At 52.9% G+C, this 24,197-nt stretch carries 17 protein-coding genes; 6 read left to right on the forward strand and 11 right to left on the reverse strand.

All coding sequences use genetic code 11. The annotated features are described in order from the left end of the window. Positions 1 to 3: 3 nt before the first annotated feature. The 3 genes from GWA01_RS00575 to GWA01_RS00585 all read right to left on the reverse strand — a co-directional run bounded on the left by GWA01_RS00575 (position 4) and on the right by GWA01_RS00585 (position 5,185). Positions 4 to 1,497 (reverse strand): PepSY-associated TM helix domain-containing protein, encoded by a 1,494-nt coding sequence (locus GWA01_RS00575; protein WP_146793002.1) that lies wholly within the window; start codon positions 1,495 to 1,497, stop codon positions 4 to 6. Further along, on the reverse strand, positions 1,497 to 1,790 hold the full coding sequence (locus GWA01_RS00580) for a hypothetical protein (RefSeq protein WP_146793004.1): 294 nt from the start codon (positions 1,788 to 1,790) through the stop codon (positions 1,497 to 1,499). The genes GWA01_RS00575 and GWA01_RS00580 overlap by 1 nt, the downstream gene beginning before the upstream one ends. 287 nt (positions 1,791 to 2,077) lie before the next feature. Then, positions 2,078 to 5,185, reverse strand: coding sequence for a TonB-dependent receptor plug domain-containing protein (locus GWA01_RS00585; protein ID WP_186819411.1), 3,108 nt, complete (start codon positions 5,183 to 5,185; stop codon positions 2,078 to 2,080). Positions 5,186 to 5,765: 580 nt separating this feature from the next. On the opposite strand from GWA01_RS00585, the gene GWA01_RS00590 reads away from it, so the two are divergent. Together GWA01_RS00590 and GWA01_RS00595 are read left to right on the forward strand one after the other, a co-directional pair. Continuing rightward, positions 5,766 to 6,296, forward strand: coding sequence for a MauE/DoxX family redox-associated membrane protein (locus tag GWA01_RS00590; RefSeq protein WP_146793006.1), 531 nt, complete (start codon positions 5,766 to 5,768; stop codon positions 6,294 to 6,296). Positions 6,297 to 6,517: 221 nt separating this feature from the next. Beyond that, entirely contained in the window at positions 6,518 to 7,180 is a 663-nt protein-coding gene (locus tag GWA01_RS00595; protein ID WP_186819412.1) for a TetR/AcrR family transcriptional regulator, read from the forward strand. 50 nt (positions 7,181 to 7,230) lie between these two features. On the opposite strand, the gene GWA01_RS00600 is transcribed toward GWA01_RS00595, so the two are convergent. Continuing rightward, positions 7,231 to 8,514: a cation:dicarboxylate symporter family transporter gene (locus GWA01_RS00600; RefSeq protein ID WP_228118252.1), complete on the reverse strand. Its 1,284-nt coding sequence runs from the start codon at positions 8,512 to 8,514 to the stop codon at positions 7,231 to 7,233. 301 nt (positions 8,515 to 8,815) lie between these two features. Between GWA01_RS00600 and GWA01_RS00605 the strand changes: the two genes are divergently transcribed. Together GWA01_RS00605 and GWA01_RS00610 are read left to right on the forward strand one after the other, a co-directional pair. Then, complete coding sequence (locus GWA01_RS00605; RefSeq protein ID WP_146793008.1) at positions 8,816 to 10,939, forward strand: hypothetical protein; 2,124 nt, start codon at positions 8,816 to 8,818, stop codon at positions 10,937 to 10,939. Then, positions 10,936 to 12,087, forward strand: a complete 1,152-nt coding sequence (locus GWA01_RS00610) for a glycosyltransferase (RefSeq protein ID WP_146793010.1) — start codon at positions 10,936 to 10,938, stop codon at positions 12,085 to 12,087. The genes GWA01_RS00605 and GWA01_RS00610 overlap by 4 nt, the downstream gene beginning before the upstream one ends. 47 nt (positions 12,088 to 12,134) lie before the next feature. Here the strand turns inward: GWA01_RS00610 and GWA01_RS00615 are convergent, their stop codons facing one another. Together GWA01_RS00615 and GWA01_RS00620 are read right to left on the reverse strand one after the other, a co-directional pair. After that, positions 12,135 to 12,938 (reverse strand): SDR family NAD(P)-dependent oxidoreductase, encoded by an 804-nt coding sequence (locus GWA01_RS00615; protein ID WP_146793012.1) that lies wholly within the window; start codon positions 12,936 to 12,938, stop codon positions 12,135 to 12,137. Positions 12,939 to 13,148: 210 nt separating this feature from the next. Beyond that, a complete protein-coding gene (locus GWA01_RS00620; protein WP_146793014.1) occupies positions 13,149 to 15,458 on the reverse strand; it encodes a TonB-dependent receptor in 2,310 nt (769 codons plus the stop codon). A 222-nt stretch (positions 15,459 to 15,680) separates the two neighbouring features. Here GWA01_RS00620 and GWA01_RS00625 point away from each other — a divergent pair, with 222 nt between their 5' ends. After that, positions 15,681 to 17,954 carry a TonB-dependent receptor gene (locus GWA01_RS00625; RefSeq protein ID WP_146793016.1) on the forward strand — a complete coding sequence of 758 codons (2,274 nt, stop codon included), beginning with the start codon at positions 15,681 to 15,683 and terminating at the stop codon, positions 17,952 to 17,954. 90 nt (positions 17,955 to 18,044) lie between these two features. Here the strand turns inward: GWA01_RS00625 and GWA01_RS00630 are convergent, their stop codons facing one another. From GWA01_RS00630 to GWA01_RS00650, 5 genes are all read right to left on the reverse strand, one after another. Continuing rightward, positions 18,045 to 18,257 carry a helix-turn-helix domain-containing protein gene (locus GWA01_RS00630; RefSeq protein WP_146793019.1) on the reverse strand — a complete coding sequence of 71 codons (213 nt, stop codon included), beginning with the start codon at positions 18,255 to 18,257 and terminating at the stop codon, positions 18,045 to 18,047. A gap of 228 nt (positions 18,258 to 18,485) precedes the next feature. Further along, positions 18,486 to 20,030 carry a glycerol kinase GlpK gene (glpK, locus tag GWA01_RS00635; RefSeq protein ID WP_146793021.1) on the reverse strand — a complete coding sequence of 515 codons (1,545 nt, stop codon included), beginning with the start codon at positions 20,028 to 20,030 and terminating at the stop codon, positions 18,486 to 18,488. A 25-nt stretch (positions 20,031 to 20,055) separates the two neighbouring features. Further along, positions 20,056 to 20,946, reverse strand: coding sequence for an MIP/aquaporin family protein (locus GWA01_RS00640; protein ID WP_146793023.1), 891 nt, complete (start codon positions 20,944 to 20,946; stop codon positions 20,056 to 20,058). A gap of 39 nt (positions 20,947 to 20,985) precedes the next feature. Next, positions 20,986 to 22,566: a glycerol-3-phosphate dehydrogenase gene (gene glpD / locus GWA01_RS00645; protein ID WP_146793025.1), complete on the reverse strand. Its 1,581-nt coding sequence runs from the start codon at positions 22,564 to 22,566 to the stop codon at positions 20,986 to 20,988. A 121-nt stretch (positions 22,567 to 22,687) separates the two neighbouring features. Next, on the reverse strand, positions 22,688 to 23,467 hold the full coding sequence (locus GWA01_RS00650) for a DeoR/GlpR family DNA-binding transcription regulator (RefSeq protein WP_146793027.1): 780 nt from the start codon (positions 23,465 to 23,467) through the stop codon (positions 22,688 to 22,690). 243 nt (positions 23,468 to 23,710) lie between these two features. On the opposite strand from GWA01_RS00650, the gene GWA01_RS00655 reads away from it, so the two are divergent. After that, positions 23,711 to 23,914, forward strand: coding sequence for a hypothetical protein (locus GWA01_RS00655; RefSeq protein WP_146793029.1), 204 nt, complete (start codon positions 23,711 to 23,713; stop codon positions 23,912 to 23,914). Positions 23,915 to 24,197 lie beyond the last annotated feature (283 nt).

Here is a 24,197-nt window from a genome sequence, read left to right on the forward strand (position 1 = left end):
ATATCACAGACGTCGCGCCCCCTGAAAAGACAGAAACGCCAACAGCAGCGCTATCATATCCACAGCGGCGAAAGCTGTTGGTGTGTGAAAGGGCGTAAAAGACGGGCGTGTAAGGATATCAAGTGGCAGTATTCCCGCGCTTATAATGGAAAATGCCCAAATATTTATTTTCCAGGCTACAACAGAACGTCTGAATAGGCTGAAGCATAGGCCGCAGAGAGCTGCCATGCCCCAGACGGCACCAAATATATGTGCTTCCGCAATCGCTCTGGCGGGAAGAGTTTCAGGAAGAATTCGGTTCGCCCAGAGATATGACAAAACGGCCAGAGGAAGCCCCGTAAGTGTTGCAATTGCTAGTCCTTCTCCCAATCGGAACATCAGCAGATTTTTTGAAGTTTCGCGCCGCTTGATCAGGAAAAGGACGAGCCCGCTTCCCATCATGACGACGCCGGAAAGCCCAGCCATAAAATACAGCCAGCGCATTTCCGTTCCCGCCCAGCGCGCAAAATGCAGTCCACGCATGATCTGGTTTGTTCTCGCAACGATTCCCGTATGGGAAACATATGACAGGAAATGCCCATCAATGCGGTCGAACGTCACATATTCCTCTGTGAGTTCCGGCCCAGATGAATCTCTGCGGGTTACGAAGATTTTCTTGTTATTGAATAATAGGCGGCCTGCCTGTCCTTCCCCCAATGTATGACTGGCGTCTTTGAAGATCTGCGTAAGAGAGGTGAGGGGAGGTGGTGGGTTTTTAAAGGGCGCATGCCGGTTTTTGGGCTTGGGGAGCTCGGGTGGTTGCGTGGGTTTCTGAGGTTTGGCGGGCTCAAAAAGCGCGCTGATGCAGCTTGTATATGAGACGGCGGGCAGGATAGCCCGAGAATGAATAACCGTTCCGGAATATGCCATGAAAAGCGCAAACGGAAGAAACGGGACCCCAGCGAGAACATGAACATCCATCCACGCACGAAGGCGCGGAGCAAATGGACGAACAAGCAGCAGATCAGTGAAGATCTTGCGCATATGAATGATGATTCCAGACAGCAGGATGACCAGCAGGCAAAGGCCTGCCAGCATGATCACCATAACGCCTGTCACTCCGTAGCGCATGTTCGCGTGTAGATCGAAGAAGAAGGTTCCTCCCGCAGTCTGTCTGGCATGTAGAGGCAGCCCGGTTGATGGATTGAAAGTGTCCTCAACGAACTCCATGCCATCAAAGTGGATCAGCCGTAGATACGGATCTCGCGTTGATGGCAGATCCAGAACCGGGTTTTCGCCCTTCTGTTGAAGAGTCAGAATGGCGGGACGCAGTTTATCGAGAGAGATCGGATCGAATGCAGGGACGTCCGGCGAAATTTCGGGCTCCATCCATTGTGTGAATTCACGGTCAAAGACGGCGAGGGTGCCTGTCATGAAAATACAGACAAGGATCAGGCCAACCATGAAGCCCAGCCATCCGTGAAGCCACCCCATGCGGGCTCGTAATGAATCCTGCATTAGGAATGTACCAGTCCGGCAAGAGCTGCAATTATACAGGCGCAGATACCCAGAATAATCCCCAGTTCTTTTGATTTTAATCCGAACGCAAGGAGCACCACCACCGGGAATGAAAGAACAGCCATCATCTGCCCCAGAATGACGGCCTCATGCCCACTTTCTGCTGCCCAGGACGGTGAACCTGCAACAATTAAATGTGCACACATCCAGCCGAGCGCGATGGCTATGCCTGCCCGCAGGAACCATTTACGCGAAGGGGCTGCCCGTCTGGGCAGGGGAAAAGGTGGCGCCATCAGATATGGGTGGCGAAGCTGGGAAGTGGCACGGTTGTAAAAATCCGGGAATGGCTATTTGAGAATGATTATCAAAATTAATGTTTGCCTGCTCTCCGCCGAGATGTCCAGACTCTTTAATGTGTCATGTGCGGATGGGCTGTTCTGGTTAGCACGTCCGCATGACGCTTTAGTTTTGATTACATTGAATACAAAAACACCCACCAGAATATTCCGGTGGGTGTTTTGCTGTGCGGTCTGATTTTGTCGGGCCTCTTTCCAGCAGGAAAAAGAACTCGATTGGCGAATTAGAAGCCGCCGACTACACCAAATTGGAAGGAGCGAAGGACAACGCCCTGCTGCGCCCATGAGGAGTTATAGTTGTAGCCCGAATAGGTACCGAAATCATACGGCGCCCGGAAGCCGAGCAGGTTGTAGACGTTGGCATAAGCGGACCAACGCTTGTTGAAGGCATAGTTGAGTGTCAGGTCGACGTCCCAGAAAGCCTTGGTATGGCAGCTGAAAGGAACGAAGTTGCTGTTAGAGATTGCGTTAGAGCAGCTGAAGCGTGAGTTGGAACCTGTGTAATCTTCAGCAACGTTCTTGTAGCCAGAGGTATAATATACCGTCGGCGTAACGGAGATTTTCTTCCAGGTGAAGGTATTGGACCAGTTTGCGCGCCAGCGCGGTGTTCCAGAAGAGGACACTGCCTGATACGGACCAAGTGTTCCGGCGTAATGATATACGGAGCCATCTGAATTGACCAGATTGAATCGGCGAACGTATGTAGCCTGACCCTTACTGTACAGATGAATATTGTGCAGTATTCCTGGAAGGCTCGTGTTTGCATCAAGCGCCAGATCAAAGCCATCAGTATACATTTTGTTGGCGTTGATATAGCCAGCTTCAATAATACCAGGCTGTGGAGCGCCACTCGGGTTCTGGGTATCGACCGGGTTGGCGATAATGCCCACGTTTGCAGGGAGAGAAGCTGCTGCTGCTGCTGCTCCACCCGTCATATAAGCGTTGACCCAGTTATTTGCCCATGTGCCATAGCCGTTTGTATTCGGCGTAATGTAGTTATTCTTGCGAATATAGTAATAAGTCGCGCTGATCGTGAGCCATTTTGTAGGCGTGAAAACGGGACCAGCAGAGAAGTTGGTGGATGTTTCTGGGCGAAGGTTAGGATTGCCGGTATTTTGTAGGCCTAGATAGTAAGTCTGGGCGTAGCTGTTAGGCGTCCCGTTTGCATTCTGATGCTCAGCAAGCCATGCGGTGTTCGTGACGGAGAAAGGCGTATAGCCGATCGTGGTGCCGCCGGTTTCTGCGAAGCTGGGGACGCGGAAGCCTTTGGAGAAAGTGCCACGCAGTGTCAGCTGGTCGAGCGGCTTGAACTGCACGCCGACTTTTGGCGAAAAGTGACTGAAACCTTCCGAATAATGGTCATAACGACCAGAAACGTTGGCGTCCAGCATCTTGACGATTGGAGCATTGACTTCGAAGAAGCCAGATTCGACCCAGCGATGACCATAGGCGCTGACCGGGTTGATCGAGCCTGTGTACTGTGCGTCAGGGTTGTTCAAATCGTATGGATTGGCGTTCGGGTCATTGATGTATTCGTTACGAATATTGCCACCAATGGCCAGACGGGCCATGCCGCCTGGAAGCTTGAAAAGACCCTTGCTCAGCGTTGCTTCGCCGGAATATTCGCGGGAGCGTGCTGTGATGGAGTTTTTGGGCGCAATCGAGTTCAGGACGGACTGGGGGGTATCTTCAGGATTTACGAAGTCATATGTGCCATTTGCAATCGCGGCTTTAAGGCCGGAAATTGTGGGGACGCCGGTGATTGTCTGATTCAGAGAGGTCTGCATGCCTACGAAGTTGACGTCGTAGTTCCAGTCAGAGCCCCAGTTAGAGTTTAGGAAGCCACTATAGCGCACCGAACCACGGAAGTTCTGGCTGAACTCGCTTGTGTGCTGCAGCAGGTTCGGCATTGTGCCGATAACCTGTGCCTCTTCGCCCTGAGCTGCGAAGGGGTTATTCGGGTTCAGCTGGCCGTTGGGCAGCAGTACAGGCAGGTAGCTGGTCAGAGTGCTGGCAGCACGTGATTGCGAGTAAGCCCTGATTGATGCAGGGGTTCCTGTGGTCTCGGAAAGAACCTGAGAATAGTTGAACATTGCTACAAGCTGGGACTGGTCAGATACGTTTACCGTACCATGAATTGTAGCGTTGATCCGTCGTAGCGATGGAGAGATCTGTCCGTAGCTCTGAGAATTCTGCGTGCAGGTCTGTGACTTGCCATTATCCGTCGCATTGACGGATCCGGTTACGACACCTCCAAGTGAACCGCAGCCTACGCCCTGATTGATGAGCTGATAGGCGCCGCTTGGTGTTCCAGTTGTGTTGCTTACGGGGCGAGCGATAGCATATGGCGTCGCTGTAAAGTTCTGAATAGTACCGTTATTCAGGATATTATAGTTTCCGTTACTGCCGCCAATGCTGGTCAAGTCACCATTGTTATATGGGGCCTGTACCTGGCGATAATAAAGTGAATCGTCCTGCTGGTATTCAGAGTTGATATAGACGTTGTAGCCATCGCGGTGAAGGTCGCCGAAACCATACGTTGCGTAGAGCTTCTGGTGACCAGCATCTCCGCGCTGTGAAAGGCCGCCTTCCGCGTTTCCCTCGAAGCCCTTGATTTCCTTGCGGGTTACGTAGTTAACAACACCCGCTACAGCATCAGCGCCGTATGTTGCAGAGCCGCCATCCTGCAGAACGTCGACCGACTGCATGATGGAAGAAGGGAACCAGTTCGTATCAACGAAATTGCGTTCGCCGTCATCCGCAAGTGGGTAATAGGAAAGGCGCTGGCCGTCCATTAATACGAGGGTTGAGTCGGTGCTCAGGCCTCTCAGGGAAGGAGCAGACGCGCCTGCGGCAAAGCCACCGCCCGCCGACCATGCGTTGGTCAGGTTTCCAGCACCGTTTGAAGACAGTAGCTGAAGGGCGTCGGTGACGTTATGAATACCGCGTTGTTGCAGGTCTGCCGCCGTGATGTGTGTGATCGGCGAGGCGCTCTTCATGTTGGGGTCACGAAAGAGTGTGCCCGTAACAACGATGCTTTCAGGCTGCGCAGTAGGTTCGACAGTCGCCGCACTCAGAACTTTACGGTTCTGTGTGGTTACCTGTGCTGCTGGCGTCGTGGGTGATGTTGTGGTTACTGAATGTCCGCTCGTAGCTACCGGCTGACTCACACGCTTCACTGGGCGCTTGCGGGCGTGAGAAGACTTGCTGTCAGTGGTAGTCGAGGAAGTAGCGCTCTGAGCGAAAGCACTCATTGGTTCAATCGCAAGCCAGCCTGCTGCCAGACTTGTCGACAGCAGCACCCCGTTTCGAAAACGTGATGAACGCTTCATGCAAACCCTCCTCGATACATAATGTTTTAACTAAAACGATTTAGTTCGGTGAAATTAATACTTGAGAGTGCTGTGCATTTTGCGTGCAGGCCTACAGGCCTGTGTAACCGACCTTGGGGCCGGTTACACAGGTGCGCAGCGATCTCAATTATATAACCCCAGACAATCTACCGTTTCATTGCTCTTCAGAACGGTCACATAACGACTTATTCAAGGCAATTCGCTTATTGCGAAACATGATGGAATTGTAATTATTGTTGCATAATCAGCACATATATTATTTGTAATAAATTAGTAATGCCCCCAGTTTTCTGCGGATAAATTCAATAATTTCAACGAGATTATCCTATAGAAAATCGTTTAAAATAGAGACACAAACATCTTGTTCGGCCCTCTGGGTGAACGATTCGTAACATTGAGCGAAGGCTCCCTGGAAAGGGGGCAGGTTGTTGAGCTGCCGGAGCCCGAAGCTGCTCCAGCATGGTTTGCAGCCTTTATGGTTTGGGTTCATCATTGGGATCCGTAAAAGTGTCTGGCGCAGGCTCTGTCACGTGCGCCGTTCTAAAAGGGACGATGCATTATGACCGAACTTCTCCTGCCGCTTCTGAGCGCTATGGTGAGTGGTGCGTTCGCCACGCTGTTTCTGTTCTCGGCCGGATACCGTCTGTTCAATCTCAAGCGTGCTGTGGCAGCGGTAGGTGCCTACAGGGTGGTGCCTGCTCATTTGGCATGGCTGGTTACCTTTCTTTTGGTTCTACTCGAGATTATTGTCGGGCTCTGGCTTGTGATGGGTGTCAAGAAAGTGGGGGCGGCTGTCATGGCTGCGGGGCTTCTGGCAATTTTCGCTGGGGCAATGATTGTTAATATTGCTCGTGGTCGTCGTGACTTAAAATGTGGGTGCCTGCCAGGCCTTCATGCCACTGTTTCAGGCAGGACCGCGTGGCTGAATATTCTGTTGGCGAACATTATTCTCTATTTAGGAATGATGCCACGCCCGACCTCATTTATAGAAGACTGGATTGGCATGGCTTTAGGGGGCGTCATTCTTCTTTTGTGTATCTCGGGGCTCTCTATGCTCCAGCAGCCTCCTGTCGATCAGGATGAAGGTTGAGATCCAAAAATTTAGGTCTGGAAAAGTTCCATTGGTAATAATGTAAAATATATTCCCCTTTTATTCTATTTCATAAGCTATTTTGCATGATAATGTGTCGCAATAATGCGACATATAGTAAAATTTATATAATTATTAAAAATACCATCTATTATTTTTCTCATGTTGAGCATAGCGAAAATGGAGAATGTTTTTTTCGTTCCTGTCTAAGAGGATCAATTGTGTCTCAGGTCGCGTATTCTCTGGCTAGTGATGATAAACAGCCTAAGCTGGTTGAGACGCTGCGTCGTGCTCCAGGGCGCCCGATTAATCAACTGCTCAAAGATACCATATTGAGTGCCATTTATGATGTTCTTGCGGAAAACGGGTATCAGGAACTCACTATAAGCCGGGTGGCGCGACGTTCTGGTGTGTCTACCGCGACCGTATATCGGCGTTGGTCCACAAAGCAGGAAATGTTCTTTGATGCTCTGCGCCTTCTGCGTCCCATGATGGCTCCGGATATTGATACTGGCAGTCTTGTCAGCGATGTAGATGCCCTGATTGATGCGCGTGTGAGATTTCTTAATACGCCACTTGGAAAATCATATGGAACATTGATTGGAGAAGCGGTCCATAATCTGGAGATGGGTGAGCTTCTGCGTGAAGTCAGCGTAGTGCCAGCACATGAGACGATGAAAATTTTTCTAAAACGCGCAGCAGAGCGGGGTGAGCGAGGTTTTCGTCATCACCCGAGCAGTATTTTGGATATGTTATTAGGACTCATTCATTTTCGCGCTATGGATATTTTCTGGCCGGACCCGATTGATGTCGATGAAAACATCCGGGATATACAAAAAATTTGCCATATAATGATGTTTGATACCAATTTGACTACAGTCTGATTATTACGCGTTAAATGTTCCTTTTCTGGGGTATGGAGCGAGTAAAACGATCAGTGTATGGACAAGGTCTGTTTAAGACGTTCACGATCAATGCGATTTTCCCAGGTACCGATTACGACTGGTGCAACGCAATTTCCAGCAAAATTACCAATGGCCCGGGCAATTCCGATAAACCAGTCCACTGCCAACAGCATCACGAGGCTTGCAACAGGGATGGATGGAATTGAGGCCAGTGTTGCAGCGAGCACCACGATGGCAACGCCCGGCACACCATGAGCACCCTTTGAGGTGAAAAGGGCGGTCACCAGCATGACGGCGATCTGGCCAATGCTCAGATGCGTGCCGGTTGCGTTCGCCAGAAAGATAAGTGCCAGCCCAAGGTAGATTGAAAGAGCATCCAGATTGAACGAATATCCTGCTGGCACGACAAGTCCTACAACGTCACGCTCCACGCCCATTTGTTCCAGCTTTTCCATAAGACTGGGAAGCACTGCATCTGATGTGGTTGTGGTTAGCACAATGGCTATTTCTTCACGGAAATAACGTGCAAAATGTATGGGATTTACACCTGAGAGCTTCAGGAAAGTGCCCAGAAAGAAAATGATGAATACTGCGATCAGAAAGTAATAAAGGGCTACGAAACCAGCAAGATGAAAGATCGTGCCCAGGCCATAGCGTGCCGTTGTGGTTGCCACGGCTCCAAATACACCCAGAGGAGCGAAACGAATGATGAACCGCATCATTCTTGAGAAAAGTGTTGAGACACTATCTATCAACTGTACGACTGGAGCGCCTGCAGGTCCAATCTGAGACAGACAGCAGCCGGTTAGGATTGCGAAGAATAGAATCTGTAGAATGTTTCCATCCGTAAAAGCAGAAATCGGAGTTTTAGGAATTAATGACAGCAGAAAGCCGCTGATGCCGCCATCGTGTAAAAGATGTGCGTTAGTGTTGTATGCGGCGACCATCCGGGCGTCTTCGGCTGTTGGTGTGAACGACAGACCCTTTCCAACGCCAAGAAGCATTGCGGTTCCAACAGCCATAACGAGTGTAGCCGTTGTCATGGCTTCAAAATAAAGTAGTGCCTTTCCGCCCAGACGCCCTACGGTTTTCAGGGAGCCTGCTCCGACAATCCCCATTGTGATGATGCAGAACATCAGGGGGCCGACCGCCATGATGATTAATCGGAGAAAAAGGGCTGTTGTCCAGGCAATGTCAGGAGCAAATGACGGCGTATAGATACCGACAAGTAATCCCAGGATTGTAGCGATGACCACCTGCATGAAGAGGCCCGACATGCGGTCGGCCACAGCACCGGCTGGGGTTTCGCTCATGAGAACATGCTCCTTAAAACGGCTGAAAAATTAGAATTGATGAGAACATCAATTTTTCATTCGAATAAAAGCCCAAATATTTATGGGTATGTCAAACCAGTGCGAATGCGTTACGGTTCATCTTTGGTAAAGTTTGAATATTATTGCAAAATATATCTACGTTGATTTTTCAAGCCTTTATGGCACAAACTGTAGTCGGCTCGATCTTGGAGGTTCTGCGTCGGCTGTGTCTTGAAAGGGCTTATTTATTCAGCCAGACCCTGTAAGACTGATCTCAATAAAAGGTATTTCAGGCGCTCTTATGGCTCGTATCCTCACTTCAAAAGAAGCAAAACTGTCAGTGAAAATGCTTGCTGAAATCACTGATTCTCTTCGCCATGAAATTCTTGGGAAGTGGCGGATAGATGATGAGTGGATTGAATCTTATAAGATGTCGCTTGGAGGAATTGATGTTGTCAGTATTGATGTCTTTGATACTGCGATAACGCGGCTTGTTGAAACTCCAGTAGACGTTTTCGCTCTTGTAGAACTTGTTCTTGTTGAAAAATATGGGACCAGATTTTGTGGGTTTGCCGCATTCAGAGAGCAGGCTGAACGCGGCGCACGCATCAAGGCGCGGGATCTGGGTCAGGATGAGGTAACGCTTTCTAAGGTGCTTGCTGAGTTGGCCTTGCTTTTCCCGGTTTCTAAAAAATATTCTGAAGAGATTGCAAAGATTGAGGTCGAATGTGAGGCGCAACTGACGATCCCTGTTCCAGAAATTCTGGCGGCAGTCAGGATTGCTGAGGCTGCTGCGTGTAAGGTGGTGTTCGTCTCGGACATGTATCTGCCGCATGAAGCAGTCCGTCACCTTCTTGGCATATGTGGTTATTCAGATGCCTTGCCTCTGTTGGTATCGTCTGAAACGCAATGTACGAAATCTTCGGGTGCCCAATGGACGGTGCTACGTCAGCATGTCGAAGCCTGGTCTCGTATTCTTCATATTGGTGACAATCCTCACAGCGACAGGGACAGTCCCGCCGCATGCGGGATAAAGCCCCATCCTTTTACCCGTGTTTGTTCGTATCCGAGATCCGGCGGTCCACTCACGCCTGATATCCTTCCGTTTTCCCTTCAGGCTCGAAGCACCCAACTCGGACGAACCACCTTAAGCCTACGCACGGACGCCGCGCTCATGAGTGCGTTAGGCCGTTCATGGGGGGCAGTCGTCGTTGGAGGGTATACCAAGTGGATAGCCCGACGCGCGGAAGAGCTTGGTCTACGGCATCTCTTTTTCTGTGCGCGAGATGGGTGGTTGCCGCATGCGACCTGGGAGTGTGCGGACTTCGGTAAGCGCACTGGCATTACAACGTCTTACCTTTACGTATCGCGCCGTTCCCTGAACCTTGGCGCCGCCGCTGTGACGTCTTCTGCGGCTCAACTGGGGCAGAATGCTCTCGATGTTCTGGCTGATCGTTGTGCAGGATATACGGTCCGCCACGTTATTGAGCGCAGTGGCCTATCCGGTATCTCGCCGTTGATGGAAGAGGCGCACCAGATATTCGGGTCTCACGAGCATGTACTGGTGTCGGACGATGTCTGGAACCTCAAAGCTCTTTTCCAGCGTAACTCTGGCGACGTCTATCAGATTTTGCGCGGGGATCTTGATAATGCAGTCCAATACCTTAAGCAGGAGGGGCTTCATGAAGGTGCTGTCGGGCTTGTCGACGTCGGGTGGAATGGAACGTTACAGTCTTCGATTGCGCGTATCCTACGCCATGCCGGGTGTCAGGTCCGTATATTCGGGTTTTATTGCGGCTTGTGGAACGATGCCCAGAAAAACCGTCCTTCAGCAGGTTGGATGGAAGGAGCATTTGGAAGCGATTTCATTCATGACCCCGAACAATACGCAGTTCGCAATGCAGTGGACCTTTTGGAAAACCTCTTCGCTGCTCCAGAGGGAACCACTACGGGGTATCGTTCTGAACACGGACGCATGGTGGCCTGTGTGGCCGGTGATGGTACGGAGCAGGACACGCATCAACGTCTCATTGCTCCTTTTCAAAAGGCTACGTTGGAAGTTTTGGAGCGTGTGTACGGGCAGGGGCGTTGTGAAGCCCTTACGCCAGAGATGATCGAAGTCGCTCCAGCGATGGCTGCTCTGGCACGCCTTTCTCTGTCTCCGGGTAGAGGTGAAATGGAAATTCTGGGCTCTATTTTGCATTGCTCAGATTTCTCACATGCTGTGCATGTTCCCATTCTGGAAGAACTTTGGGTGGAAAACCTCGAGGAAGCGGAATGGGATATGAAATATCGTTCGTGGCCATTGGCCTCTGCTCTTGCGCTGTTATCCCGCCTAAGCGGAGAAACTCGTGCAAAATTTCTCCATACGGCGCGGGAGCAGTTCGCGCATGTTGACTCCAGAACACTCGGACAATTGCAGTGACCCATCATCCCATGACGAGCAACGAGCCTGAAGATACCGTGTGTGGATCCAGCGTCGCCATTGTTACCAGAACCAAAGATCGCCCCCTCCTTCTGCCCCGCGCTCTGGCAAGTGTTCTGTCGCAGAAACATCAGAACTGGCACCTTTATCTCGTTAATGACGGAGGGGACCCGGAAGCTCTGGAGGGCATTCTTCTGGCATACCGTCCTGTTTTTGCAGGACGCCTGACTGTCATTCATCACGAAACCAGCCAAGGTATGGAAGCTGCATCCAACTCGGCGCTCGCGCTGGTAACGGAAGATTTTTTCATCATCCATGACGATGATGATAGCTGGCATCCTGAATTTTTGAGTGCGGCCGTTTCATTTCTGAATGTGCCTGAAAACAGTCATTATCTGGCGGTCACTACGGGATGTGTTGTGATCCGCGAAATTATCGAAAACGATCAGGTTCGTCAGATTGATCGTCAGGTATGGGGGAAGCACTCAACGGCAGATTTCGGACGTATGATTTTCGGTAATCTGTTTCCCCCCATTTGCCTCCTTTTCAGAAGCTGTGTGCTGAAAACCGTGGGGATGTTTGACGCAACATTACCTGTGTTGGGGGACTGGGAATACAATCTGCGTCTTATGAAACACGGAGATATTGGGTTCGTCAGTAGAAAACTTGCATTTTATCATCAACGGGTCGCAGGAACTTTTTCCGCCTATAGCAACACAACTGTTGACCATAATGATGCCCACGATCTTCAGAACATATTACTCCGAAATCGCCTGCTACGGGAATGTTTTGCTGCAGAACCGCATCTCTTTGCCTTAACCCAGACATTGACCAAACGCGTTAACGATGAAGCAGAAGGGCTGCATCAGCAGGCCTTTCATCTGAAGCAGATCATCAATGAGCGCATGGATATTTTGCAGGAAACGATTATACGCCACAATGCAGATGCGCTGGCAGCACAGCTCTCTGATTTTCAGCATGAGAGTCGTTATCGTCTTGAAAAAATTGAAAAACAGTTGTGGCATCTTGAAGTGCAGATATCTCGCCTCTTTGGGCTGATAAACGCGCTGGTACGCCCGATAAGGTGGATCTGGCGAAAGGCAGGGCCGCTTCGCAAGGTTATTGCCCGCTTGCGGGGGCGTATCTGAGAAACGGGCAGGCTGCTGTCAAACCTGCCCCGCATTGAGCATCTGACTTAAAGAATACCACCTGCGATCGGTAGATTTACGCCGGTCATGTAGCTGGAATCCTCGCCGAGCAGGAAAGCAACAACGCCAGGAATTTCGTTGATGTCTCCATATCGGCGCATAGGCACGCTGTTGATCATCTGGCGGCTGACTTCTTCAGGATCAGTGGAGAAATACTGACTACCCGCGCTTGCCTGAAGTTCAACCTGACGGTCCCACATGAAGCCTGGTCCCATGAAGGCGGGGCTGATGGCGTTTACACGGATGTTGTATGGTGCGAGATCCTTGGAGGCTGTCTGCGTCAGTCCTACAATGGCGAATTTGGAGGCTGCATATGCCGCCATATTGGGTGGACCCTGAACACCGGCCATGCTCGCTGTATTGACGATACGCCCAAAACGACGGGACACCATGTGCTCGGAAACAGCCTTCATGACATTGAACGCACCACAGACATTGATCTGCATGACGCGGGCAAAATCATCTTCAGGGTAAGTATGCAGCGGTGCAAAGGAACCCTGATATCCGGCATTATTGAACAGGAAGTCTATCTTCCCGAAATCACTTATGATGGCATTGATCGTTTTGTGAACGTCCTCCACAGACGTCACGTTGCAAACATAGCCTTTCGCAAGCGTGTCTTGTGTCCCAAGGCCTTTGCAGGCTTCTGCAAGGCGGCCTTCATCCAGATCAAGCAACGCGATAGCAGCACCCATGCCTGCCAGCCGTGAGGCTGTCGCCAGGCCGATATTGCCTGTCCCGCCCGTGATGAGAATGACTTTTCCGGCGAAGTTTCCGGTTTGATCCGACATACCTGATGATCCTGATGATGCACGCTGGGCGAGGTGCGCCCTGTCCCGGATCTCAAATCCGGCCTTGCACTTAATGGGCAATCTATCCGGAGGTTCCCCGTGAAGAAGGGCCCTAGAAAAAATGCCTTGGGCGCGGACAATAGCGCCTGATAATCAGGTTGTTGTAGTCACACTCACGTGACGTGACACGAGTGCCCTGCAGCTCTGGAATTAGAAGCCGCAGGAAACACGTCCGCCGATGAATCGGGGTGCACCGGGAATATAAAAATAGGTTGTCGTGGCTTGTCCGCTGCTTTCGAAGTACTGGCGGTTCAGAATATTTGAAGCATAGAGTGTCGCTTCCCAGTGACCGGACGTTGGTCTGAGACTTACATGCGCACCTAGAAGAAAGTAAGGCGGAAGGCGATAGAATCCTGTGCCGCCGGGCGTGATGGACTGGCTTCCGCGATAGGTCCAGTCCGGTCCGAAATCGAGGCCAAGCTGGTTTGTGAGAGACTGGCGCCATTCCGCCTGGCCATTGAGCGTCAGCTTTGGTTGCCCGTTATCAACGCCGGCAAAATTGTCATTAATGGCTTTCCAGTGACCCGTACGTGCATAATAGGCGTTTGTGGCTGCACGGTTTACAGTTGGGAAGTTTTGAAAATTACCGCGCTGCCAGCCCAGATTTTGTGTGATGAACACATGTTTGATCGGGTGTGCCTCAATGGTCCCCTCAAAGCCCCAGCTTTCGGATTTTGGGGCGTTTGTAAGCTGGCTGAGAGGGCCAAAATTCGGAATTAGGATGGTCCCGAGGATCTGCTGATTGTGAAAATCATTATAGAACGCAGCCGCATTGATCCGCAGTTTGTTTGCAATGATGTCGCTCTTAAAGCCGGTCTCGTAAGTTAGGACCGTTTCTGGTGCGAATGGGAGGAGTTGGGCCTGAATCTGGGTATTGTTGGCTGTAAAGCCGCCTGGCTTAAAGCCTTTGCTCATCTTGTAATAGAGCAGTGTGCCGGGTGTCATCTGCCATGAAATTCCAACCTGGCCTGCGAACTGGTTCGCCGCTGTACTCTCCCTATGGAAAGTTGTCGTGCCGCGACCAAAAATCTGGGACTGAAGGCCGGTAATCCCACGGTCATCCAGTTCATGGAGAAGGCCGCCGAATAGCGTCAGGTGATGTGGCAAGCGATAGCTGACATGGCCGAATTCGGAGGTGCTTTCCTGGTTCATCCCGAAGGAAGTCGCCATCATATAGCCGCGTGCGGGGGTGTAGTCCGTATAGTCGAAAAAGAAACGCTGGTTCATCCGGCTACGCTGATAGAATGCCCCGACGACCCATTGCAGACGGTCGTTAGGCCTTGATGAGGACAGGCGCAATTCCTGTGTGAATACGTTGGCATCGACGGTTCGGTATGTGTCGGCCTGCGCTGCGGCTGTACCATCCTGATCGGTATATTCGCCTTCACGCTCTGTTTCGAAGGCCGTAATGGACGTGATTTTCGCAATGCCGAAATCGTGGTCTATATGAAGATCCCAGCCCCAGAACTGATTGTGTTCACTAGGCTTGATGCCACGTTTCCGGCCTATGAGGTCTGCAAATTGCGGGCGAGAAGACCATTCAGCCTGGCCCCAGCCCAGAGATGGCAGGGGTTGGGTTCCGATCAGCCTTTTGACCGGCACTGCAGTAACGACTTCACTATCATCTTGTACAAAATGCCCACCGAGCATAATTGTCGTCCGGCTGTCCGGGCGCCAGCGTAGCTTTCCGCGCAACGCCCAGGAATTTGCATCACCGAGATGACTGCCGTTGAGCGGGTCTGTTTGCCAGCCACCGCCCTGACGTGTCTGGCCTGCCAGACGGAAGTCGAGATTTTTTGCAATCGGGCCTGAAACATAAGCCTCGCTTCGGCTGCGGGCATATGATGCGATATCTTCGCTGGCACCGTAATGCCATGTATCTGTCGGGTCCGCCGTTTGAAGACGTACTTCGCCGCCCGTGGTGGACTGGCCGTGGGTCGTTCCCACAGGGCCGGGTGTGACGGTCGCATCAGCCAGATCGAACATCAGGCCACTGGCCATTGTAGAGTAAGCAAAAGGGACGTCATCAAAATAAGTGACGACCGGCGCCATGTTGCTTTGCGTGAAGTCGTTGAAGCCGTCACCGCGCAGATACATGTTGGTGGATGCAGTGCCATTGATGGACTGGATCGTCAGGTTCGGCGCAACGCGCTCTATATCGCGCAGTGTAACGACACCGCGCTGGATCAGGCGCTCGGCTGTCAGTCGTGTGTCTGCATCGGGTAGATGCTGGGCGGATTGAAACATGAAGTCTGAGCGACGTCCCGCGACTTCGATGTTTTCCGGTCTGCCGCTTTGCAGAGCATGAGGGCGTGTCGTTGGGGTTTGAAGACGCTCATTTTTTGTGTGCGCTGGTGGCTGATGCGTGTGCGTGCGGTGATGGGTTGCGGAGCCCGCGGCGAAGGCGTGGCTGCATCCGAAAAGGACTGCACCAGAAAATAAAACCTTGCGGAACGACATGGCTACGTAACTGCTTCCGGTAGGGATGGCGAAATTCCGCCTGTTTCTGAGTGGTGCCAGAGTGCGTCTCCAGCCTTACTGCGGGTTATATGCAACACTGGGGCGGGGGCAAGCACACAGAGGGTCTCCGGGTCGTTTTTCTCTATTGATATGTTATAACGTATCATATTAAAGGGCGAAACGAACTGTTTCCGACCACATTCCTCCTATTTCGGGGTCTGCATGCCATCCTTCCTGTCCGCCCGTTCATTTCTGCTGCTGCTGGGGTGCACCACCGCTCTTGCCGGCCCTGCTTTCGCGCAGAGCGCGAGGACCGATACCGCGGACACAACAGCGCCTTCCAGCCGCTCTGCGTTCACGAGCACTGACAAGAATACCCGTACGACAACGACTGTAACCGAAGCGAGCGTTCCGGGTGCAGATCATGTGATCGTTAATGCGCGTCTGGAGCAGGCACGTGCCGCGCTTCAGCCTGCGACGGGTGCAACAACCTATCGCTTTTCACGGCAGGACATCGAGACCAACCCGGGTGGTGACAACGCACCGCTGACCAGCCTGCTTTTACAGGCGCCGGGCGTGGCGCAGGACAGTTATGGCCAGATCCATGTGCGTGGAGACCATAACGAGGTCCAGTTTCGTCTGGATGGCGTTGCCCTGCCAGAGGGAATGAGTGTGTTCGGGCAGGCGCTGATGACGCGCTTTGCCCACTCTCTATCCCTCACAACGGGTGCGCTACCCAGCGAATATGGCTTTCTGCAGGCTGGTGTGATCGATATCAACACCAAGAACGGTTACTCCGATGCAGGTGGAGACGTCTCTATTTATGGTGGTGCGCGCGACTATATGTTCCCATCGCTGCAATATGGTGGGCATCACGGTAAATGGGACTGGTTCGGTACGGCGGATTACGTCCATAACCGCGTGGGCATTGAGAACCCAACACCAAGTTTTAATGCCATCCATGATTTGAGTAACCAGTATCATTTTCTTGGCCATGCACGTTACACCGCGGACGAGAATACACGGATTAGCTTCACGGCCGGTGTTTCGAACGCTGAATACCAGTTGCCGAACAATCCGGGCCAGCAGCGCCAGTTTGCCAATCCGGACTTTCTGGGCAGTTCGCTGGCCCAGAACGTATATGGCAGTGTGGATAGCGCATCGCTGAACGAGCACCAGAAGGAGATCACGGATTTCGGTATCCTGTCGCTGCAGAAGGAAATCGGAACTTTGAGCGTGCAGAGCTCTGCCGTTCTTCGCTATAGTTCACTACGCTATTCTCCCGATCTTCTGGGCGATCTGGTTTATAACGGCATTGCACAGCAGGCAGCGCGATCAGTATTCTCAACGGGCAACCAGACGGATGCCACCTGGCATGCGGCGAAGAACCATACTGTTCGTTTCGGCTATCAGATTTACGTCGAGCGCATGATTTCCAAAACGGATTCCACCGTTTACCCGCAGACGGGCGTAGATGATGCTGGGGACGCTGTTTTTGCTGACAGCCCGATGAGCATCCACGATGGAAGTGGTCGTACAGGCTGGATGTATGGCCTCTACGCACAGGATGAGTGGCACCCGATCCGCAACCTGACCATCAATTACGGTCTACGCTTCGATGGTGTGGATGAATATACCCATTCCAAGCAGGTCAGCCCGCGGATCAATATCGTTTACAAGCCATGGCATGGCGGGACGTTCCACGCTGGATATTCGCGCTATTTCACGCCCCCACCGTTTGAGCTGATTGGTGGCGCATCGCTCAACAAATTCGCCAACACGTCTGCTGCGCCTGGAACATTCCAGAACAACACGGTGAAGGCTGAGCGGGATCATTATTTCGATATGGGTTTCTCGCAGGAGATCCTGCCAGGCTGGCATGCCTCGGTTGATGGATACATGAAGCTCGCTCACAATATGATCGACGAAGGGCAATTTGGATCGCCGGTCCTGCTGTCAGTGTTCAATTACCGTCGTGGTCAGGTGCACGGATATGAGTTTGCCACGGACTACACGCGTGGCCCGCTGAGCATTTATGGCAATTTCGCCTGGTCCCGCGCCATTGGCAAAGATATTACGACCGCTCAGTGGAACTTCGATCCGGATGATCTGGCGTATATCAAAAAGCACTGGATACATCTTGACCATGACCAGCGCTGGACGGCTTCAGCAGGTGGAAGCTACACGGTTTTCCATCGTACGGGTCATCCTATGCGCCTCTCCGCAACAATGGTTTATGGTAGTGGACTGCGCTCGGACGGTGCGACACCGAATGGCGCTTCCGTACCTCAATATGTGACGTTCAACCTCTCGCTGGTGCAGTCCTTCAAGGATCTGTTCCAGATTCCATTCCTCAAGCGCACTCAGGTTCGTCTGGACGTTACCAATCTGTTTGACCGCCGTTACGAACTTCGTGATGGCAGCGGTATTGGCGTCGGTGCACCTCAGTATGGCCTGCGCCGGACAATCCTGACGGGTATTTCGCAGAGATTCTGAGCTTTAAGTTTTTTGGCTGCGGGAAATGTCTTAACAGTCTGATGAAGGGCCCTGAGCGCATAGCGTTCGGGGTTTTTCCTGTTATGGGCCTTAGTCTTTGTCAGGCTCGAAGTGTAGTAAATCTGCGGGCTGGCAGGAAAGTGCCCTGCATATCGCGTCCAGCGTCGAGAACCGGATCGCCTTTGCTTTTCCGGTTTTGAGTATGGAGAGGTTCGCAAGTGTCAGGCCGACTCTTTCTGAGAGTTCGGTGAGCGACATGCCCCGCGCACGGAGAACGGCATCCAGATCCACACCGATCGGCATCGCCTAGAATGCCGCGTTCAGTTCGAGGCAGGTGCACAATAACAGGGTGGCCCCGAAGGACGCTCTGAACTGAAAGCTTTTCCGCGGCATTGTTTGATAACTCCCCTGATGGATCATGAGAGGTTTATTATTGCTTTTCGATAATATCGAAAAGCAATAAGCTGCAGGTTATAAAAAAGGCTGCCCAGTAATGCGGGCAGCCTTGTCGGTCATGATTTTATGTGCGGATCAGGCCGCCTTGATGGCCGAGACGGTTGCGGGTGGTGTCACAGTGGCTTCCGCTGGGCGAGGCGTCAGGGTGCGACGCACTGCGTCGTGCCAACCGTCGAGCATGACGCGTCGCTGTGCCGGGTCCATTTTCGGGGAGAAGATGTGCTCCTGTTTCCAGGTTGCGGCGACTTCTTCCAGACTGTTCCATACGCCAGTTGATAGTCCGGCCAGGAATGCAGCGCCCAGTGCCGTGGTTTCCAGGTTGGTTGGGCGCTCCACATCTGCCTTCAGCATGCTGGACAGGAACTGTGCGAACCAGTCATTGGCTGCCATCCCACCGTCGATACGCAGGGTCTTGGCACGCATTGCGCCGTCTTCGCGCATGGCATGCGCCAGATCGTAGGTCTGGAATGCAACGGATTCCAGTGCGGCGCGGGCAATGTGTGCCTGTGTTGAGCCCAGCGTCAGTCCACAGATCAGTCCGCGTGCATCAGGGTCCCAGTGAGGAGCGCCAAGGCCCACGAAACCCGGCACCATGTAGACGCCGTGGCTGTCTGGAATGCGTGTCGCCATGTCATCTGTCTGGGAGGCATGAGTGATCAGGTGCAGTCCGTCACGCAGCCATTTGATGCCTGCACCGGCGACGAAGATCGATCCTTCAAGAGCGTAGGTCGTCTTGTTGTTGATCCGGTAGCCAATCGTGGTCAGCAGGCGGTTCTGCGACATGATGGGCTTGTCGCCAGTGTTGAGCAGCATAAAGCAGCCGGTGCCATAGGTCGATTTGGCCATGCCTTCTTCGAAGCATGCCTGACCGATCATCGCCGCGTGCTGGTCTCCAGCCATGCCGCCAATGATGAGAGGTTCTCCGAACAACTCACGGTCCGTCTCGCCAAAGCGCGTGCTGTTGTCACATACTTCGGGGAGAAGCTTTTCTGGCACATTGAAGGTGTTCAGCAGATCTGCATCCCACTGCTGTGTATGGATGTTGAACAGTGCTGTCCGGCAGGCATTGGTAATGTCTGTTGCATGCACGCGGCCACCGGTCAGGCGCCACAGCAGAAAGCTGTCGATCGTGCCTGCTGCCAGTTCACCAGCCTCGGCACGGGTCCGTGCGCCGGGCACGTTGTCTAGAATCCATGCGATCTTGCTGCCCGAGAAATACGGGTCCAGCATCAGGCCGGTCCGCGAACGGACCAAGGGCTCTGCACCTTCCTGCTTCAGGCGATTGCAAACCTGAGCCGTGCGACGATCCTGCCAGACGATCGCGCGATGGATCGGCTTGCCGGTCGAGCGCTCCCAGATGACGGTTGTCTCGCGCTGGTTGGTGATGCCAATGCCTGCAACACGCGATGTCCCGCCAGCGTCTGCCAGAGCCTCGCGGGCCGTATCAAGCACATCTTTCCAGATTTCCTCGGCGTCATGCTCCACCCATCCTGGCTCCGGATAGTATTGGGGAAACTCGCGACGAGCGATGGAGAGCATCTTGGTCGTGCTGTCGAAGACGATGCTGCGCGTCGAGGTAGTGCCCTGGTCGATGGCGAGGATGCAGTCTCTTGTGGTCATGGTTCTTACTCCAGCAACGGTGGGATCAGGAGGCGTGATGGGTAATGGTGGACGTATCAGGGTTGGAAACGACCAGGACGGGTTCGGCCAGATTGATCCCATCAGTCATCGGGGCGATCTGCTGGGGTACAACATTCGGCATGAACGGGCGGAGGCCGTAGTGATAGACGGCTGCACCAATGGGGCCACCGATCAACGGAGCCACGATCGGAACCCACCAGTAACCCGAGGGAGCAGGGATTGCGGCCTGTCCCCAGCCTGCCAGGAAGCAGAACACACGAGGACCGAAGTCACGGGCAGGATTGATGGCCCATGCATCGAGGTAACCACAGGATGCACCGATCGCTGCCACCAGAAGGCCGATAATGAGCGCACTGGAGTTGGCCTGTGGTGCCTGTGTATTGTACTGGCAGGTAATCGCGAAAATACCGAAAACCAGCACTGCCGTGAGGACTAGCTCGTCCCAGAAAGCATGTGAAACCGTAACGAAGTCTCCCGGATGCGTGAAGAATACACCCGAAGAGCCGCCATCAATGGCACGGCTCAGGCCATGTATTGCATTGTAATGGTCGATGACTGGCACATACAGCGAGTAGACGAGTGCGGCTCCAGCGAGGCCGCCCAGAACCTGGGCTCCCATGTAGGGCAAAACTTTTTTCCACGAAAATCCGCGGAACATCGCGAGGGCGAGCGTCACAGCCGGATTGGCATGCGTGCCGCTGATGGCGCCAGTCGCATAGATTGCGATGGTAACGCCCAAACCCCAGACGATACACACGCCCCAATAGGCCGTTTTGTACGGGCTGGGATCGTACAGGGAATACATGGCAGCCACACCATCTCCAAAGAGGATGATGATGGCGACTGCGAAGAACTCTGAAATGAGTTCACCAATGTAGCGTTTAGTCTCTGACATGACCTTTGTCCGCCATGAGAAGTTTCGGGAAGAGAGTGCTCAGGCGACGTTCTGCTGCCAGCCTGAGCGGTCCTCGAATACGGGTGACTTTGCCGCGTGCAGACGATCTTCGACATATGTCTGAAGGGCGGCCTGTCCTGCGTCGTCGATGAAGAGTCCAAGTTTGGAACGGCGCCACAGAATGTCCTGTGCCGATCGTGCCCATTCACGTTCGATCAGATAGTCCACTTCGCGCGCGCTCAGACCTTTGCCGAACATCTGGCCCATTTCGCCCGCTGATGGTGTTGCGATTTCGAAGGCGCACAGACCGTAATTCCGCATGAGGCGCCAAGCATTGTCCTGCGTCAGATGAGGCGCGTACGTCCGGAGGCGGCTGACCTGCGCATCGAACTCCGATGGTGCGAAGCCGCCGCCAGGAAGGGCCGCATCTGCCGTCCATTCTGGTGCCTTCAGAATGCTGACATGAGGCGCCAGTTTCTCGATGGCATGCTCTGCCAGTTTGCGGAACGTTGTGATCTTTCCGCCGAACACAGACAGGATGGGCGCTGCAGTCGCGTCTACATCCAGAACATAATCACGCGTTACGGCAGACGCATTTCCGGAGTTGTCGTCATATAGCGGGCGCACACCCGCATAGCTCCAGACAACGTCATCCGGTGAAATGCCCTGCTTGAAGTAGCGGTTTACACTCTCGCACAGGTAGTTGATCTCCTCAGGGGAGATGCTCACTTCGCCTGCGTCTTTTTCCCAAGGCACATCAGTGGTGCCAATGAGTGTGAAGTCATGTTCGTAAGGGATGGCAAAGACGATCCGCTTGTCCGGGTTTTGCAGGATGTAAGCCTGTTTGCTTTCGAACATGCGGGGCACCACGATATGGCTTCCCTTCACAAGACGAACGCGGTTCTGACTTGTCACCTTCAGGCGATCGTGGAGCAGTTCCGCAACCCAGGGGCCAGCGGCATTGACGATTGCCCGCGCCTTGATCGTCTGCGTGGCGCCAGTGTCTTTGTTCTGGATGGTGGCAGTCCAGAAATTGGGGCCACGCTCAGCTTTGACCAGTCGCGTGCGCGTCCGAACATCCGCACCGCGGCGGGCCGCGTCCATGGCGTTCAGTACCACCAGACGGCTGTCCTGAACCCAGCCGTCTGAATATTCGAACCCGCGAACATATTCGGATCTCAGTGGCTTGCCGGTAATGTCCGTGCGCAGATTGAGAGCGCGTGTCTTGGGCAGCGTCATGTGCGTGCACAAATGATCGTACAGAAACAGCCCCGTGCGCAGCAACCAGGCTGGGCGCAGCATTTTGGAATGCGGCAACACGAACCGCATGGGCCAGATGATGTGCGGGGCAATCTTCAGCAGGCGTTCACGCTCGATCAGCGCTTCGCGGACGAGCCGGAATTCATAATATTCGAGGTAGCGCAATCCGCCGTGGATAAGCTTCGTGCTGGCCGATGATGTATGGCTGGCCAGGTCGTCCTGTTCCACGAGGAGTACGCTCGCACCTCGTCCGACGCAGTCGCGGGCAATACCGCAGCCGTTGATACCGCCGCCAACGACCAGAAGGTCATAGGGCGTCGCTGCTTCGGCCGGGGTCGAAATCTCTCGAATCGATGACATAATTTTCTCCTGTCACCATGTTCTAAAGCGAACATCTTGGGTTCGTATACGAGCGTATCGAACATTCGGAAAGAGAATTATGTGATAGATAACAGTAAAGTGTTATTTTTATCGCGAGATGTCAGCCGGTGGCGATATGAAGCGTGACGCCTGCATTGGTAAGATGTTCCTGAAATTCTGCAGAAACAGGGCGATCTGTTATGAGATCGTCGATATCGGAAAGATCTCCCACACGCCCCATCGGGTGGCGGCTGAATTTCGTGTGGTCCGCCAGCAGCAGGACACGGCGGGAATGGCGGATGATCGCCCGTGCGCACTGAATTTCGTCGAGATCAAAATCGAGAAGCGTGCCGTCTTCTTCAATCCCGCTAATGCCAATAACGCCAAACTCCGCCCTGAAAGCGGCAAGGGAATCAATGGCGCCAGCGCCCACGATGGCCCCGTCCTGAGGACGGACCTGCCCACCTGCGATTATGGTCTTGAAGTCGGTACGTCCTGAGATCAGAGATGCCACATGCAAATTGTTCGTAATCACGCGAAGATCACGATGTGTGGATAGTGCGCGCGCAAATGATTCTGTGGTGGTGCCGATGTTGATGAACAGCGATGATCTGTCTGGGATCAGGGCAGCAGCGTACCGCCCGATGGCTTCCTTGGCATTGAAGTTGAGGATCTGACGTTCGTTATAGGCAATGTTCTCAACTGTCGAAACGGGGGTTGCGCCGCCGTGATGTCGGCATAGGAAGCCCTTATCCGCAAGAAAGCCCACATCCCTGCGAATGGTCTGAACAGCCACGTTGAAATGCTGTGCCAGATCCTCATTCGACATATAACCGTTGGTGCGTACCAGCGTGACGATATGTTCCTGACGGGGGCTGATCTGCGGTAGTGGCGTGATCATGTGAATTTTCCCAAGACGCGTACGGATGCCTGAATGTTCGGAAATGCTCACATTCGTGCGAGTGAGGCAATCTGGACGTTCGTTTTACTGAGGCAGCATCACTCCAAAAACACGATCCTCACGATGAAACAATCATGCCGATAGAGGGTTAGGAGATGAATGAAGCGCGGGGTGGGCCTATTTGTCTCCTGCACCACCTAAAGTTCTGATTGGGCAGATACCTCTTCAGAGAAGGAAAACCTCATGAAACATGCACTCAGAAGCCTCGTTGCGTTCGGCTATATCTGCGCCATTTCGGCCTGCAGCTCAGGGCCAGTCCCGACGACAGGCCCTGCAGGTGGCCCCGGCGGTCCCATTGGGCAAAGCGAGCAGCAGGAGGGGCCGCCTGCAAGCGCGCACAGTTCGCTCTCTGGAGAAATACCGGCAACGCACACAGGTGGTCTCTGAATTATGGTGCTGAAATTCAGGATATAGGCACGCGCATTAATGAGCACCGCGTCCTATTCCTGATCAGGCGCGTAATCAGAATGATCTCTGAAAAAGACGCGGCATACTCGCGGATTTTTTATATTTAGCGCGAAACAACATCTGATTTTGTAATCCAGTCACTTTATTTCTGGTGCCAGGACGCCAAAATGTGGATTTTTGGTATCTCGAATTCGAAATGATATTTTTTGAAATATTAAAAAGACTGGCCTTTTTCCTGACTTTTTGAGCCATGCAGGACAGC

It is taken from the genome of Gluconobacter wancherniae NBRC 103581, assembly GCF_007988885.1.
GTDB classification, from domain to species: domain Bacteria; phylum Pseudomonadota; class Alphaproteobacteria; order Acetobacterales; family Acetobacteraceae; genus Gluconobacter; species Gluconobacter wancherniae.